At 63.0% G+C, this 15,471-nt stretch carries 15 protein-coding genes; 7 read left to right on the top strand and 8 right to left on the bottom strand.

What is annotated here, in order from left to right; translation table 11 throughout:
* Window positions 1–99 precede the first annotated feature (99 nt).
* The 4 genes from ACSQ84_RS32575 (at window position 100) to ACSQ84_RS32560 (ending at window position 5,226) form a co-directional block, all read left to right on the top strand.
* The gene (locus tag ACSQ84_RS32575) at window positions 100–585 is read left to right on the top strand and encodes a (2Fe-2S)-binding protein (protein ID WP_436215839.1); all 486 of its coding nucleotides are present in this window, start codon (window positions 100–102) and stop codon (window positions 583–585) included.
* A gap of 88 nt (window positions 586–673) precedes the next feature.
* Window positions 674–3,013 carry a xanthine dehydrogenase family protein molybdopterin-binding subunit gene (locus tag ACSQ84_RS32570; RefSeq protein ID WP_436215838.1) on the top strand — a complete coding sequence of 780 codons (2,340 nt, stop codon included), beginning with the start codon at window positions 674–676 and terminating at the stop codon, window positions 3,011–3,013.
* Between the two features lie 144 nt (window positions 3,014–3,157).
* A complete protein-coding gene (locus tag ACSQ84_RS32565) occupies window positions 3,158–3,958 on the top strand; it encodes an FAD binding domain-containing protein (RefSeq protein WP_436215837.1) in 801 nt (266 codons plus the stop codon).
* A gap of 155 nt (window positions 3,959–4,113) precedes the next feature.
* A complete protein-coding gene (locus ACSQ84_RS32560; RefSeq protein ID WP_436215836.1) occupies window positions 4,114–5,226 on the top strand; it encodes a CaiB/BaiF CoA transferase family protein in 1,113 nt (370 codons plus the stop codon).
* Window positions 5,227–5,399: 173 nt separating this feature from the next.
* Here ACSQ84_RS32560 and hppD read toward each other — a convergent pair whose 3' ends face one another.
* Window positions 5,400–6,515: a 4-hydroxyphenylpyruvate dioxygenase gene (hppD, locus tag ACSQ84_RS32555; RefSeq protein WP_436215835.1), complete on the bottom strand. Its 1,116-nt coding sequence runs from the start codon at window positions 6,513–6,515 to the stop codon at window positions 5,400–5,402.
* 123 nt (window positions 6,516–6,638) lie between these two features.
* Here hppD and ACSQ84_RS32550 point away from each other — a divergent pair, with 123 nt between their 5' ends.
* Both ACSQ84_RS32550 and ACSQ84_RS32545 read left to right on the top strand, forming a co-directional pair.
* Complete coding sequence (locus ACSQ84_RS32550; protein ID WP_436215834.1) at window positions 6,639–7,115, top strand: Lrp/AsnC family transcriptional regulator; 477 nt, start codon at window positions 6,639–6,641, stop codon at window positions 7,113–7,115.
* 205 nt (window positions 7,116–7,320) lie between these two features.
* Window positions 7,321–7,632, top strand: coding sequence for a DUF1272 domain-containing protein (locus ACSQ84_RS32545; RefSeq protein WP_436215833.1), 312 nt, complete (start codon window positions 7,321–7,323; stop codon window positions 7,630–7,632).
* On the opposite strand, the gene fahA is transcribed toward ACSQ84_RS32545, so the two are convergent.
* The 5 genes from fahA to ACSQ84_RS32520 all read right to left on the bottom strand — a co-directional run bounded on the left by fahA (window position 7,629) and on the right by ACSQ84_RS32520 (window position 13,430).
* Window positions 7,629–8,900, bottom strand: coding sequence for a fumarylacetoacetase (fahA, locus tag ACSQ84_RS32540; RefSeq protein ID WP_436215832.1), 1,272 nt, complete (start codon window positions 8,898–8,900; stop codon window positions 7,629–7,631). The two genes, ACSQ84_RS32545 and fahA, sit on opposite strands and share 4 nt — an antisense overlap.
* Before the next feature lie 276 nt (window positions 8,901–9,176).
* Window positions 9,177–10,523, bottom strand: a complete 1,347-nt coding sequence (gene hmgA / locus ACSQ84_RS32535; protein WP_436215831.1) for a homogentisate 1,2-dioxygenase — start codon at window positions 10,521–10,523, stop codon at window positions 9,177–9,179.
* A 60-nt stretch (window positions 10,524–10,583) separates the two neighbouring features.
* A complete protein-coding gene (locus tag ACSQ84_RS32530; RefSeq protein ID WP_436215830.1) occupies window positions 10,584–11,537 on the bottom strand; it encodes an MBL fold metallo-hydrolase in 954 nt (317 codons plus the stop codon).
* Between the two features lie 40 nt (window positions 11,538–11,577).
* Complete coding sequence (locus tag ACSQ84_RS32525) at window positions 11,578–11,808, bottom strand: DUF2783 domain-containing protein (protein ID WP_436215829.1); 231 nt, start codon at window positions 11,806–11,808, stop codon at window positions 11,578–11,580.
* Window positions 11,805–13,430: an FAD-dependent oxidoreductase gene (locus ACSQ84_RS32520; protein WP_436215828.1), complete on the bottom strand. Its 1,626-nt coding sequence runs from the start codon at window positions 13,428–13,430 to the stop codon at window positions 11,805–11,807. The genes ACSQ84_RS32525 and ACSQ84_RS32520 overlap by 4 nt, the downstream gene beginning before the upstream one ends.
* Window positions 13,431–13,660: 230 nt before the next feature.
* On the opposite strand from ACSQ84_RS32520, the gene ACSQ84_RS32515 reads away from it, so the two are divergent.
* The gene (locus ACSQ84_RS32515; protein ID WP_436215917.1) at window positions 13,661–14,122 is read left to right on the top strand and encodes a MarR family winged helix-turn-helix transcriptional regulator; all 462 of its coding nucleotides are present in this window, start codon (window positions 13,661–13,663) and stop codon (window positions 14,120–14,122) included.
* 154 nt (window positions 14,123–14,276) lie between these two features.
* Here ACSQ84_RS32515 and ACSQ84_RS32510 read toward each other — a convergent pair whose 3' ends face one another.
* Complete coding sequence (locus ACSQ84_RS32510) at window positions 14,277–14,621, bottom strand: RidA family protein (protein ID WP_436215827.1); 345 nt, start codon at window positions 14,619–14,621, stop codon at window positions 14,277–14,279.
* Between the two features lie 9 nt (window positions 14,622–14,630).
* Window positions 14,631–15,437, bottom strand: a complete 807-nt coding sequence (locus ACSQ84_RS32505; RefSeq protein ID WP_436215826.1) for an N-acyl homoserine lactonase family protein — start codon at window positions 15,435–15,437, stop codon at window positions 14,631–14,633.
* Window positions 15,438–15,471: the final 34 nt, after the last annotated feature.

Raw genomic sequence — 15,471 nt, 5'->3', positions numbered from 1 at the left:
ATGTCATCACAATGACCCGCGCAACAAAAATCCTAGTTGCAAGTTCCCTCGCCCGTGTTTCTAATTGGAATAATTATAAAGCATCGGGAGGTATCACGCGTGTCTACCATCAAACTGACGGTGAACGGCAAGGCTGTCTCAGCCGACGTCGAGGACCGGACCCTCCTCGTCCATCTGCTGCGCGAAAACCTGAACCTGACCGGCACCCATGTTGGCTGCGACACCAGCCAGTGCGGCGCCTGCGTCGTCCATATCGACGGCCGGGCGGTAAAATCCTGCACCGTGCTGGCGGGCCAGGCCGCCGGGTCCAACGTCACCACCATCGAGGGCATCGCCAAGGGCGACGAACTGCACCCGATGCAATTGGCGTTCCGCGATAATCACGGCCTGCAGTGCGGCTATTGCACCCCGGGCATGATCATGTCGTCGATCGATATCGTGAACCGCTATGGTGGCAAGCTCGACGAGGCAACCGTCCGGCATGAGCTCGAAGGCAATATCTGCCGCTGCACCGGTTACCACAACATCGTCAAGGCGGTGCTCGATGCCGCCGGCCGCATGAAGGTCTCGCAGGCGGCTGAATAGCTGCCGCGGACCACGAAACCAGCATTCAAAGGCCGCTTCGTTTCAATGGAAACGGCGGAAACAATTACTCCGGTTGGGAGATCAGAACATGGGCGTTGAAGGCATTGGCGCAAGCGTTGTGCGCAAGGAAGACCGCCGTTTCATTACCGGCAAGGGCCGTTACGTCGACGACATCAAGATTGTGGGCCTGACCCACGCACACTTCATTCGCAGCCCGCACGCCCACGCCAAGGTAAAGAGCATCGATTCATCGGCGGCAATGAAGATGCCGGGCGTGGTCGGCGTCCTGACCGGCCAGCAGATCGTCGACGACAAGGTCGGCAATCTGATCTGCGGCTGGGCCATCACCTCGAAGGACGGCACCGGGATGAAGATGGGCGCATGGCCGGCGATGGCGCCGGAGACCGTACGCTTTGTCGGCCAGGCGGTCGCGGTGGTGATCGCCGAAACCAAGAACCAGGCCAAGGACGCCGCCGAAGCCGTCGTCGTCAACTACGAGGAACTGCCGGCCGCGGCCGATATTCGCGCGGCGATCAAAGCAGGCGCGCCGCAGCTTCACCCCGAAGCGCCCGGCAACATCATCTACGACTGGACCATCGGCGACGAGGCCGCCACCGAAGCGGCGTTCAAGGCCGCGGCCAACGTGGTTTCGCTCGACATCACCAACAACCGGCTGGTGCCGAACGCGATGGAACCGCGTGCGGCGATCGGCGATTATAACGAGGCGGAAGAGCACTTCACGCTGTACACGACCTCGCAGAATCCGCACGTCGCGCGTCTTGTGCTGTCCGCGTTCTACAACATCGCGCCGGAGCACAAATTGCGGGTGGTGGCGCCGGATGTCGGCGGCGGTTTCGGCTCCAAGATCTTCATTTACCCCGAGGAGATGGTGGCGCTGTGGGCTTCCAAGAAGGTGGGGCGCCCGGTGAAGTGGACCGGCGATCGCACCGAGGCTTTCCTGACCGATGCCCATGGCCGCGATCATTTGACCAATGCCGAACTGGCGCTCGACGCCAACAACAAGATCACGGGCCTGCGCGTAAAAACCTATGCCAATCTCGGCGCCTACATGTCGCTGTTCTCGTCGTCGGTGCCGACCTATCTCTACGCGACGCTGTTGTCGGGACAGTACAACATCCCCAACATCTTCGCCGAGGTGATCAGCGTCTACACCAACACCACCCCGGTCGACGCCTATCGCGGCGCGGGCCGGCCCGAAGCGAGTTTCGTGGTGGAACGGCTGCTGGAGACGGCGGCGCGGCAGTTGAAGGTCGATCCGGCGGAATTGCGCCGCAAGAACTTCATCACGCAATTTCCGCATCAGACGCCGGTCATCATGGCCTACGACGTCGGAGATTTCGGCGCTTCGCTCGACTCGGCGATGAAGGCGATCGACTACGCCGGCTTCCCGGCCCGGAAGGCGAAGGCCAAGTCCGAAGGCAAGCTTCGTGGCATCGGCGTCTCCTGCTACATCGAGGCCTGCGGCATCGCGCCCTCGAAGGCGGTCGGCAGCTTAGGGGCCGGCGTCGGCCTGTGGGAATCCGCGGAAGTTCGCGTCAACCCGGTCGGCACCATCGAAATCCTCACCGGATCGCACAGCCACGGCCAGGGCCATGAAACCACGTTCTGCCAGCTGGTGGCCGAACGCCTCGGCGTTCCCATCAGCCAGGTGCAGATCGTCCACGGCGACACCGACAAGGTGCAGTTCGGCATGGGCACGTATGGGTCACGCTCGGCGGCCGTCGGCCTGACCGCGATCCTCAAGGCGATGGAGAAGGTCGAGAGCAAGGCGAAAAAGATCGCAGCCCATGCGCTCGAAGCATCCGAGAACGACATTGTCATCGAGAACGGCGAGTTCAAGGTCACCGGCACCGACAAGTCGATCGCGCTGCCGATGGTCGCGCTCGCCGCCTACACCGCGCATAATCTGCCCGACGGCATGGAGCCGGGTTTGAAGGAAGGCGCGTTCTACGACCCGACCAACTTCACCTTCCCGGCCGGCGCCTATATCTGCGAACTCGAAGTCGACGCCGCCACCGGCAAGACCTCCTTTGTCAACTTCGTGGCGGCGGACGATTTCGGACGGCTGATCAATCCGATGATCGTCGAGGGCCAGGTCCATGGCGGTCTCGCCCAGGGCATCGGCCAGGCGCTGCTCGAAGGCGCAGCGTACGACAGTTCGGGTCAGCTGCTGACGGCGTCGTTCATGGACTACACCATGCCGCGCGCCGACGACCTGCCGTCGTTCAAGCTGAACCACACCACGACGCTGTGTCCGGGCAACCCGCTCGGCGTCAAGGGCTGCGGCGAAGCCGGCGCGATCGGCGCATCCGCCGCCGTGATCAACGCGATCACGGATGCGATCGGCAACAACAAACTCGAAATGCCCGCGACGCCCGATCGCGTCTGGCACGCCATTCACGGTTGATTCTCGTCATTCCGGGGCGACGCAACGCGTCGAACCCGGAATCCGGAGCTAGGTTAACTCCTCGAGATTCCGGGTCTGCGCGCAAGAGGCGCGCATCCCGGAATGACGGAGGGGATCAGAGACAAAATTTCAGGGAGCTGAATCATGTACGAGACAATCTATCATCGCCCCTCCTCGGTCGACGAAGCCGTGGCGCTGTTCGGCAAGGGCTCGGATTCGAAATACCTCGCCGGCGGCCACACGCTGATCCCCGTGATGAAACAGCGGCTGGCCGCGCCATCCGACGTGATCGATCTCGGCAGGATCAAGGAGCTGATCGGGATCGAAGCATCCGGCGACGGGATCATCATCAAGGCCGCGACGACCCATTACGACGTGGCCACGAGCGGTACTGTACAAAAAGCGATCCCGGCGCTGGCTTATCTCGCCTCGCTGATCGGCGATCCGGCGGTGCGATATCGCGGCACGATCGGCGGCTCGCTCGCCAACAACGATCCGGCGGCCGACTATCCGGCGGCGGTGCTGGCGCTCGGTGCCACCGTGAAGACCAACAAGCGTTCGATAGCGGCGGACGATTTCTTCAAAGGTCTGTTCACGACCGCGCTGGAAGACGGCGAAATCATCACCGCCGTGTCGTTTCCGGTTCAGGCCAAGGCGGGTTATTCCAAATTCCCGCATCCGGCCTCGCGTTTTGCGCTGACCGGGGTGTTTGTCGCCAAGACCCCGGGTGGGGACGTCCGCGCGGCCGCGACGGGAGCATCGCAAAGCGGTGTCATGCGGATACCGGCAATCGAGGCAGCGCTGAAGGCGAACTGGTCGCCAAGTGCGCTCGACAGCGTCACCATTTCCGACAACGGCCTGCTGGCCGATCTCTACGGCTCGGCGGATTATCGTGCCAACCTGATCAAGGTAATGGCGCAGCGCGCGGTGACCGCTGCGGGTTAAGCCAAACACACTGGTTCCCATGCAAGCGGCGCGCAGCAATGCGCGCCGCTCTGCATTTGGTCAGATTCTTAAGCAAAGAAGGCTTGCCTCGTCTCCCCTAAGGCGAGACAATTTAGCTAATCGGCTAATTAAAAATACCTCCGGGAGAACAAGACGTGCTCGACAAACCCGCCGCCCAATCCGCCACCCGCGCCTCCGGCCCGCTCGCCGGCTTCCGCATTGTCGAGTTCGCCGGCATCGGCCCGGGCCCGTTTGCCTGCATGATGCTGGCCGACATGGGCGCGGAGGTGGTGACGCTCGACCGCGTCGGCGCCAAAAAGAATCTGAAATCGGTGGCGGGACGCGGCCGCAAGGTCGTCGAGCTCGACTTGAAGGACAAGGCCGCGGTAGGCCAGGTGCTCGATCTGCTCGCCGGCGCCGACGCGCTGATCGAGGGCTTTCGGCCCGGCGTGATGGAGCGGCTGGGGCTCGGGCCCGACGTGGTGATGGCCCGCAATCCGCGCCTGGTGTTCGGCCGCATGACCGGCTGGGGCCAGGAAGGCCCGCTGGCGCAGGCTGCCGGCCATGACATCAACTACATCTCGGTCACTGGCGCGCTCGCCGCGATCGGACCTAAGGAAAAGCCGGTGCCGCCGCTCAACCTGGTCGGCGATTTCGGCGGCGGCGCGCTCTATCTGGTGGTCGGCGTCCTCGCTGCGCTTTTGGAAGCGTCGAAATCCGGCAAGGGCCAGGTGGTCGATGCCGCGATGTGCGACGGCGCTGCGTCGCTGATGTCGATGTTCTTCGACATGACCGCGATCGGGCGCTGGACCGAAGGCCGCGAGCAGAATTTCCTCGACGGCGGTGCGCATTTCTATGGTGTCTACGAATGCTCCTGCGGCAACTTCATCTCGATCGGATCGATCGAGCCGCAGTTCTACGCGCTGCTCCGCGAGCACGCCGGTCTCACCGACGCCGATTTCGACGCCCAGATGGACCGCAACGCCTGGCCGGCGCTGAAGGAAAAGCTGACAAAGGTGTTCAAGGGCAAGAGCCGCGAGGACTGGTGCAAGATCATGGAAGGCACCGACATCTGCTTCGCGCCAATCCTGACCATGGCGGAAGCGCCGAAGCATCCGCACAACGCCGCAAGGAAGATTTTTGTCGAGCGCCACGGCGTGACGCAACCCGCACCGGCGCCGCGATTTTCGCGGACGCCTTCGGCGATCAGGGATGCGGAGAAGGCGGAGATTGCGGAATTGACGGCTGCGTGGAAGGTGGGGAGGTAGCTCCCGATGTCGTCCCGGCCTTGAGCCGGGACCCATAACCACCGTCGGAAATTATTTGACGCGCTGGCCCTTGTCTTCCTTTTCCAATACAACGGCCGCGGCGTATGGGTCCCCCGATGCGCAATTGCGCATCTGAGCTCAAGGCCGGGACGACACCGAGTTTGACGAACCAGCTAAGCCGCGTCCACCTTCAGCACACCCCTGCGGATCTGATCTTCCTCGATCGATTCGAACAGCGCCTTGAAGTTACCCTCACCGAAACCGTCGTCGCCCTTGCGCTGGATGAACTCGAAGAAGATCGGCCCGATCGCATTCGCCGAGAAGATCTGCAGCAGCACCTTGGTGTGACCGCCTTCGACGACACCCTCGCCGTCGATCAGGATGCCGTCGCGCTGCAGCCTTGCGACGTCCTCGCCATGCCGGGGCAAGCGCGCGTCGATTTTCTCGAAATAGGTCAGTGGCGGTGACGGCATGAACGGCAGGCCGTCGGCGCGTAGCCTCTCCACCGTGGCGTAAATGTCCCTCGCGCCGCAGGCGATGTGCTGAATGCCTTCGCCGCGGTAGATGTTGAGATATTCCTCGATCTGGCCGGAATCGCCGGCGTCCTCGTTGATCGGAATCCGGATCTTGCCGTCCGGGCTGGTCAGCGCGCGCGAAAACAGGCCGGAGGCGCGGCCTTCGATGTCGAAGAAGCGGATCTGGCGGAAGTTGAACAGTTTTGCGTAGAAGCCGGTCCAGACATCCATGCGGCCGCGATGGACGTTGTGGGTGAGGTGATCGATGTAAAACAACCCCGCGCCCGCCGGACGCGGGTCCTTGGCGTCAAACCATTCGAACTCGGCGTCATAGGCCGAGCCCTTGGCGCCGTAGCGGTCGACGAAATACAGCAGGCTGCCGCCGATGCCCTTGATGGCGGGCACATCGAGCGTCTTCTGCGCCGATGACACATCCGCCGGCTCCGCGCCGAGTGAGATCGCCCGCGCGTAAGCCTGCTTCGCATCGACCACACGGAACGCCATCGACGGCGCGCAGGGGCCGTGCGCGGCGACAAAGGCAAAACCGTGGGTGCCGGGCTCTTCGTTGATGAGATAATTGATATCGCCCTGGCGGTAGACCGTGATCTTTTTGGTCTTGTGGCAGGCGACCGGTGAATAGCCCATCAACTTGAACAGCGCGTGCAGTTCTTCGGGTCTCGGATGCGCGTATTCGACGAACTCGAAGCCATCGGTGCCCATCGGATTGTCGGCGCTGATGACGGCGGCCGGCGCGTCGTGCGGAAATGGACCCATGGCGGAATCTCCTGCTTGATTGATCTCTGGAGTTTCCGCCATATCGGGCGCAATGTGCATGCAAATATCTACGTGATTGGCTATAGTCATGCACAACTTGTGCATTAAATGGGTATTTCGCGCATGATCCGGGTAGACGCTTTCGACCTCAAAATGCTGGCCGCGCTGCAGCACGACGGCCGGCTGACCAACCAGCAACTGGCCGATCTGATCGGCCTGTCGGCGTCGCAATGCTCGCGGCGGCGGATGCGGCTGGAGCAGGAGAAGGTGATCGCGGGCTACCACGCCGATCTCGCCGCCGAGGCGCTCGGCTTCAACCTGATCGCCTTCATCCACATTACGCTGGCGACGCATTCGCCCGACAACGCCAAGAAATTTCGCGCGCTGGTGGGCCGCGTCGACGCGATCCAGGAGGCCTATTCGCTGACCGGCGATGCCGATTATCTGCTGAAGGTCGTGCTGCGCGACCTCAAGAGCCTGTCCGACATCGTCAACAACGTCCTGATGCCGCACCAGAGCGTAGCGCATGTGCGCTCGTCGATCGTGCTGGACCGGTTGAAGGAAAGCGCCAAGCTGCCGTTAAAGGAGTTGGGACGGTAAAGCCATATCTCCTTCGTCATTCCGGGATGCGCCGCTTGGCGCAGGCCCGGAATCCATAACCACAATCGGGAGTATGGATTCCGGGCTCGCGCTTCGCGCGCCCCGGAATGACGGAGGGAGATGGCCGAAATCGAGGGGTATTCGCCATTCGCATTCGATCGCCAATTTGCGATGATCCCGCTCGCATCAACGCGAAGAGACGATCATGGCGCTGCAACTCCGGCCGAACTGCGAATATTGCGACAAGGATCTGCCGCCGAACGCGATGGACGCGCGGATCTGTTCCTATGAGTGCACGTTCTGCGCCGACTGTGCCGACAACAAGCTGCACAATGTGTGCCCGAACTGCGGCGGCGGTTTTACGCCGCGGCCGATCCGGCCCGCGCGGGAATGGCGGCCGGGCGTCTGCGTCGTAAAGCAGGCGCCGTCGGACAAGCGCGTGCATCTCAAGTTCAGTCTGGAAGACGTCGCGGCGCATTCGGCGCGGCTTCGGGATGTTCGTCCCGAAGACCGCTAGCCCGCCGGCGTAATCGTGCCCTCGACCTCGCCAAAGCCGACGCGGTAGCCGTCGCCTTGGCACCAGCCGCGCATGACAAGCGAATCGCCATCCTCGAGGAACGTGCGCTTGACGCCGCCGGGCAATTCGACCGGCTCGGTGCCGTTCCAGCTGATTTCCAGAAGGCTGCCGCGCTGGTCCTCTTCCGGGCCGGAGATGGTGCCAGAGCCCAGGAGATCGCCGACATTCATGGCGCAGCCGGACGAGGCGTGGTGCACCAGTTGCTGCACCGACGACCAGTACATGTACTTGAAGTTGGTGCGGCAGATATTCGCCGCCTCGTTCATGACGCCCGCGCGCAAGGCGACGTCGAGCTGCATGTCGTAATTGTTCGGCCGCGTCTGGCGCAGATATTCCAGCGGCTGCGGCTCCTGTGCGGGACCCTGGACGCGAAACGGCTCCAGCGCCTCGCGCGTCACGATCCACGGGCTGATCGAGGTCGCAAACGCCTTGGCCTGGAACGGCCCCAGCGGCACATACTCCCATTGCTGGATGTCGCGCGCGCTCCAGTCGTTGAGGATCACGAAGCCGAAGATCATCTCCTCGGCCTGTTTTTCCGTTAGCATCTCGCCGATCGCTGACGCCTGTCCGATGACGACCCCCATTTCCAATTCGAAATCGAGCCGCTTGCACGGCCCGAAACTCGGCACCTCGGCCGTCGGCGGCTTCAGCTGCCCGCGCGGCCGGCGCACTTTGGTGCCGCTAACGACGACGGTGGAGGCGCGGCCATTGTAGCCGATCGGCATATGCAGCCAGTTCGGCTGCAGTGCATTGTCCTTGCCGCGGAACATGACGCCGACATTGGTGGCGTGCTCCTTCGAAGAATAGAAGTCGGTATAGCCTGACACCGCGATCGGCAGATGCAGCGCGACATCCGCCATCGGCACCAGCGTGCGCTTGCGCAGCGTCTCGTTGTCGCGCAGTTCGGGATGATCGTGGCGCAACAGCTCGCTGATCCGCGCCCGCGTCCGCGTCCAGACGGTTGGACCCAATGCCATGAAGGCATTTAGCGACGGTGCTGCGAATACCCCCTGCTCGACCACATCGATCCGGCAATCCTGCGCGAGCTGCCAGAGATCGAGCACATAGTCGCCGATTGCAACGCCCACGCGCGGGGCGAGACCATCCCTGGTGGAGAACACGCCGTAGGGGAGATTCTGGATCGGGAAATCCGAGGCGGGATCGACCGGGATGAACGATTTCAGCTTGGGATCGTTGGGGTGGGGCATAATTCAATTCCTGCTCAATACTCGACCGACACTATCCTTCGTCATTCCGGGATGCGCCTCTTGGCGCAGGCCTCAGATGCGCAATTGCGCATCGGGGAATCCATACTCACGATCGTGGTTATGGATTCCGGGCTCGCGCTTCGCGCGCCCCGGAATGACGGAGAGAGCAACGCTAAGGCTTGTTGTTCTTCAACCCAAGTTTCGTCGTCCTTGCCCGCACGGCGTGAAGGGTCCGCTGCATCCGCGATGCGGGATTTTGCATCACCGATCCGCATCTCACGGCTTGTTCGGATCGAACCGTTTTTCCAATCCCTGCCAGCAGTCGGCGTAATTATCCTGCAAGGTCGCCGATTTGGCCGCATGCGCGGTGACCCGCTGCGGGTAGCGGGTCTCGAACATGAAGGCCATGGTGCCGGTGAGTTTTACCGGCTTCAGCTCGCTGTTCGAGGCATGATCGAAGGCCTGGCGATCCGGGCCGTGCGGCAGCATCATGTTGTGCAGGCTGATGCCGCCGGGAACGAAGCCTTCCGGCTTGGCGTCATAGACGCCGTAGATCAGCCCCATGAACTCCGACATGATGTTCATGTGGTACCAGGGCGGCCGGAACGTATTCTCGGCAACCGCCCAGCGCTCCGGGAAAATCACAAAGTCGATATTGGCCGTGCCGGCGGTTTCCGACGGCGAGGTCAGCACCGTGAAGATCGAGGGGTCCGGATGATCGAAGCCGATGGCGCCGACCGGCGAGAAGGTGCGCAGGTCGTATTTATAGGGCGCGTAATTGCCGTGCCACGCCACCACGTCGATCGGCGAATGCGGCAGCGTGGTCTTGAACAGCGCGCCGCCCCATTTCACGAACAACTCGGTCGGCGTGTCCTTGTCCTCATAGGCCGCCACCGGAGTGAGGAAGTCGCGCGAATTCGCCAGGCAATTGGCCCCGATCGGTCCGCGTTCCGGCAGCGTGAAGGCGCCGCCGTAATTTTCGCAGAGATAGCCGCGCGCCGGCCCGCTCGTGAGTTCGACGCGGAATTTGACGCCGCGCGGGATCACCACGATCTCGCCGGGTTCGGCGTCGATGCGGCCGAATTCGGTGACGAGGCGCAGATTGCCCTGCTGCAGCACGAACATCATCTCACCGTCAGCATTGTAGAAATGCTGATCGACCATCGATTTGGTGATGAGATAGACGTGCGCTGCCATGCCGGCCTGGGTGTTGGCATCGCCCGCGGTGGTCATCGTCTGCACCCCCTGCAGCAACGTCATGTCCTCTTTCGGGATCGGCGCAGGGTCCCAGCGCAATTGCGCGATCGGCAATTCATACTCATGGCATGGCGCGGTACGCCACAGGCCGGCGTCAGCTTTTGCGAAACGCCCGGAATGCTTCACGGAGGGGCGGATGCGATACAGCCATGACCGCTCATTGGCGCCGCGCGGCGCGGTGAAGGGCGAGCCGGAAAGCTGCTCGGCATAGAGCCCATAGGCGCAGCGCTGCGGCGAATTGCGCCCAATCGGCAATGCGCCGGGCAGCGCCTCGGTCTCGAAACTGTTGCCGAAACCGGACATATAGCCCGGCGTGACGCCAGTGGTGCCTCGGGAAATCGTGTCGGGCGAGGTGTTGATATTCATGGTCATCCTCCTTCATCTTGCGCATGATCTTGTCCGAAAACCGGTACCCACTTTTCGGGATCATGCGCCTTGCAGGGCGGCCCACATTTCCTGATCGCGCTTGTCAGTCCAGATCACGGGATCGTCGATCCCGGAAGCCTCGTCGAACGCGCGCGAGACGTTGAACGGCAGGCAGTGCTCGTAGATCGCAAAACTCGAAAACTTCGGGTCCATCACCTCGCGCGTCGCCGCCATCGATTCCTTGAGGTTGCGGCCCCGGGCGACCGAGGTCTCGGCCGCGCCATAAAGCGTGGTGACGAAATCGCGCGTCATCGCGATCGCATCGCGTCCGGTCGCAAGACCCTTGAGTGCATCGCCGCGGCCCGGCGCGATCGCCTTGGGATTGAAGGCGCGGATTTCGTTCAGCGTGACAGGCCATTCGCGCAAATGCGCGTCGCCGCAGTAGCAGGCCGAGTGGTATTCGATGAGATCGCCGGAGAACATCACCTCGGCATCCGGCACCCATGCCACGATGTCACCAGACGTATGCCCGGCGCCGAGCTGCATCAGGCGCACTTCGCGTTTGCCGAGATAGATCGACATCTCGCCCTCAAAGGTCAGCGTCGGCCAGGTCAGCCCGGGAATGCTCTGGGCGTCCTGGAACAGGCGCGGGAAGCGGCCATATTCGGAATCCCAATCCTGCTGCCCGCGCTCCTCGATCAGGCGATGGGTTTCCGCTGACGCGACGATGCCCTGCGCCTTGTAGGCGGAAGCGCCGAGCACGCGCACCGCGTGGTAATGCGACAGCACGACATATTTGATCGGCTTGTCGGTGACCGCGCGCACCCGCTCGATCACTTTGTTCGCCATCGCCGGCGTCGACTGCGCGTCGAACACCAGGCAGCCGTCGTCGCCGACAATGATCGCGGAATTCGGATCACCCTCGGCGGTGAAGGCGTAGAGATCGGTTCCGATCTCGGAGAAGGTGATCTTTTTTTCCGCCATGTCAGTGGTGGACGCGAAACCCTTGGCCATCAGTTCAGTTCCCTTGCGACGTTCTTGTCCGTGAATTTGGCTATTGCTGTTGCTGCTGTTGTTGCTGCTGACTGGCATCGATCATCCGCCGCTTGGCGAGCGCGATCGCCTCGTTCAGCACCGTGATGTCGCCGATATGGTTGGCGAGCACCAGAACCAGCGCGGCGTCGAGGTCGGCGCTTTGCGCCTCGCTCAAGCCGCGATGAGCCTCGACGATGGCGCGGAAGGCGTCGTCGGGTTTTGCAAAATTTGAGGCGGTCGACAGCGTCATGACAAACCCTGGTTGAGAGCAGCGGCCCGCTTGAGGGCCGCATCGAGCGCCGGCCGGGTCGGATGCCGGAAGCGCGCGGCGACATAACCGTCGGGCCGCAGCAGATAGGCGGTACCGGGTTCGGCGTCGTAGCGCGCACCGACAAGTCCCTTGGCGTCGACAAGACCGCCCTCGCCGCCGATACGAATGGCTTCGACGCCTTCCGGCGCATCGACCGCAGCACCATTGTCAAACGCCAGCAACGTGAACCGCGTTCCCGCCTGGATAAACGCGTCGGTCAGGAACATCGGCTGACCATTTGCCGCGGCAATCGGCGCATCCGGCATCGACGCGCCGGGCCGCGGCCCGCCGCGCCATGGATCGCGGTCGGCGGTCGACAGCGGCGTGTCATAGACCGATGGCACCGACAGCCGTCCGCCATTGACCATGCGCTTGCCGAACTCGGTTTCCTTCGCCAGCGACAGCACCGCCTTGCGCAGCCGCGCTTCCTGCTGCGACACCGGTGCCATGAAATCGGTCGAGCGGGTGGACTCCCGGATGTTCTCGTCCGCCGCCGCGCTGCGTTCGGTGTGGTAACTCTCGAGCAGCGCTTCCGGCGATGACCCGCGCAACACGCGGTCGAGTTTCCACGCGATGTTCTCGGCGTCTTCGAGGCCTGAGTTTGCGCCGCGCGCGCCGAACGGTGAGACCTGATGGGCGGCATCGCCGGCAAAGATCACGCGGCCATGCAGGAATCTATCCATCCGCCGGCACTGGAATTTGTACAGCGAGATCCATTCGAACTCGAATTTGTCATGGCCGAGCATGCGCGCAATCCGCGGCCGCACGTTTTCAGGCCGCTTTTCGACGACGGGATCCGCATCGGGATGCAGCTGTAGGTCGATGCGCCAGATGTTGTCTGGCTGCTTGTGCAACAGCGCGGACCTGCCGGCGTGGAACGGTGGATCGAACCAGAACCAGCGCTCGGTCGGAAATGCCGCCGTCATCTTGACGTCGGCGATCAGGAACTGGTCCTCGAACACCTGGCCGGCAAATTCCGCGCCCACCATCTGGCGCAACGACGAGCGCGCGCCGTCGCAGGCGACGACGAAGCCGGCATGCAGCCGGTAGGGGCCGTCAGGCGTTTCGATCGTCAGCAGCGCATGGTCATTGCGCTGTTCCAGGCCGATCACCTTGTTGCGCCAGCGCAGGTCGATGGCCGGAAGCTCCGCGACACGATCGACCAGATAGGCCTCGGCATAGAATTGCTGCAGGTTGATGAAGGCCGGCCGCTTGTGGCCTTCTTCCGGCAACAGGTTGAACTGGTAGAGCTGCGAGTCGCCGTGAAAAATCTTGCCGACACTCCAGACCACGCCCTTGTCGACCATGCGCTGGCCGATGCCGAGCCGGTCCCAGAATTCCAGCGAACGTTTGGAGAAGCAGATCGCACGCGAGCCCTCGCCGATCCGGTCGGCGTCGTCGAGCAGTACGACCGCTTGGCCGCGCTGCGCCAGATCGATCGCCAGCGACAGCCCCACCGGCCCGGCGCCGACCACCACGACGGGATGTTCGGCCACATCTGCGCCCGCCCGATCCTGGTCGGGGTGCCTGCAGTATCCGAATTGGGTTTTGGTCCGGGCCATGCGATCCTTGCTAGCCAAAGCCATGCGATCCTGCTAAATTAGTCGCATCTGCAACTATCTTAAACCCGCTGACGCCCCCGGCGTCAACTCAAATTGGAGCGATTTTGGCCAACGCGTCGTCAAGCGAGAACAGCGCCCGGTCGCCGTCCGGGCCCGACAGCGTCGCGCGCGCAGACCGGGATGGCGAGGGAACGGCTGCGAAAACCGCCAGAAACGACGCGCGGCTCGACCTGTTCAAATTCGTACCCTTCCGCCTGAACCGGCTGGCGGCCGAAGTCTCCTCGGCGCTCTCGGCCGAGTATCACGAGCGGTACGGGCTCGACATTCCGGAATGGCGCGTGCTGGCGACGCTGGGTTTCCGCTTTGAGCCCTGCAGCGCGCAATACATCGCCCATTGCACACGCACCCATAAATCGACCATCAGCCGCGCGGTCACCACGCTGATGAAACGCCAGATGATCGAGCGCGTCGAGAACGCCGACGACCGGCGCGAATTCCGGCTGCGCATGACGGCAAAAGGCAAAGCGCTGTACGAGGAACTGATCCCGCGCCTGCTGCGCCGGGAACAGGAGATCCTGTCATGCCTGTCGGCACAGGAACGCAAAAACCTCGCCGCCCTGCTCGGCAAGATCGAGGCGAGCCTCGACCTCGTGCAGACCAGCGCGGAAGCCGACGCGAAGGAGGCGTATTAGGTTACGCCGTCATTCCGGGATGCGCCACTTGGCGTAGACCCGGAATCCATTCACCTACATACCTTGCCGCCTGATGGATTCCGGGCTCGCGCTTCGCGCGCCCTCAGATGCGCAATTGCGCATCGGGGAATGACAGAGGTGGGTGGACGCCCGCCTACTTCACCGCCGTCACCACGATCTCCACGATGTGCGGCGGTTCGAGTTCGACGCCGAGGCAGGCCCGCATCGGCGGGTTACTCTTGTCGACCCATTCGTCCCAGGCGCGGTTCATCTCGCTTTTGCGCTTCATGTCGGCGATGTAGACGATCGCCGAGAGGATTTTGCTCTTGTTTGAGCCGCACAAGGCCAGGCTCTCGTCGATGCGGGCGAGCGCCTTGACGCTCTGCTCGTACATCGAGGCGGTGACCGGATCGGGCGCGACCGCCACCGTGAACACCAAATCGTCGTGGACGACGGCGCGGCTGCGGGTTGGCGTGAGGCCGGGAAAGCGTTCGATCATGGCGTGCTCCTACTTCGCGAACGATCGCGACGGCGCCAGGTGCAAGGCAAATGCGTCGACCTTGTCGCTGGCGCGCGGATAGATCTCACTCACGATCGGATCGTGGCCGGGAATGAACCGGTCGGGATGGCCGGCCAGCCGCTCGACGATCTCCCAGCCCTGCACCATGTCGCCGACATTGTAGACGATCGGAAACGGACTGCGGCGCTGCAGATTGGCGTAGTAATGCGCGGCGTCGGAGGCCAGCACCACCGGTCCGCGGGCGGTCTCGACCCGCACCACCTGCAAGCCGTCAGAGTGACCGCCGACACGATGCACGGTGACGCCGGGCGCGACCTCGCCGTCGCCATTGTGAAACGTGACGCGCTCGCCATAGACGTGGCGCACCATCAGCGTGACGTGCTCGACCGAAAACGGATGCCGGATCAGGCCGTTACACATGCAGCGTCCAGTCGCGTAGCTCATCTCGCGATCCTGCAGATGGAAGCGGGCGCCGGCGAAGCGATCGAGATTGCCGGCGTGGTCATAATGCAGATGGGTGACGATGACGTCCTTGATGCTGTCGGCCTTGACGCCAAACCCTTCCAGCGCATCGACCGGATTGAGGTTGAGCTTGCGCGACCGCGCCTTGGCTTCCTCGGCGTTGAAGCCGGTATCGACCAGGATCTCGCGGCCGTTGCCGCGGATCAGCCAGACGAAGTAATCGAGGTCCTGCGCGGTGGTATCGTGCGGGTCCGGTATCAGGAAGTTCAGATGAGGGGTGCGCGGCGACATCGTCGCATAGCGCAGCGCATAGATTTCGTAGGCATTTCCCATCGGTGTCCACTTTTCTTGAGGTTTGCGTTTGGCC

The organism is Bradyrhizobium sp. LjRoot220, from assembly GCF_964252915.1.
Lineage (GTDB): Bacteria > Pseudomonadota > Alphaproteobacteria > Rhizobiales > Xanthobacteraceae > Bradyrhizobium.
This window is presented reverse-complemented; position numbering and strand designations above follow the sequence as displayed.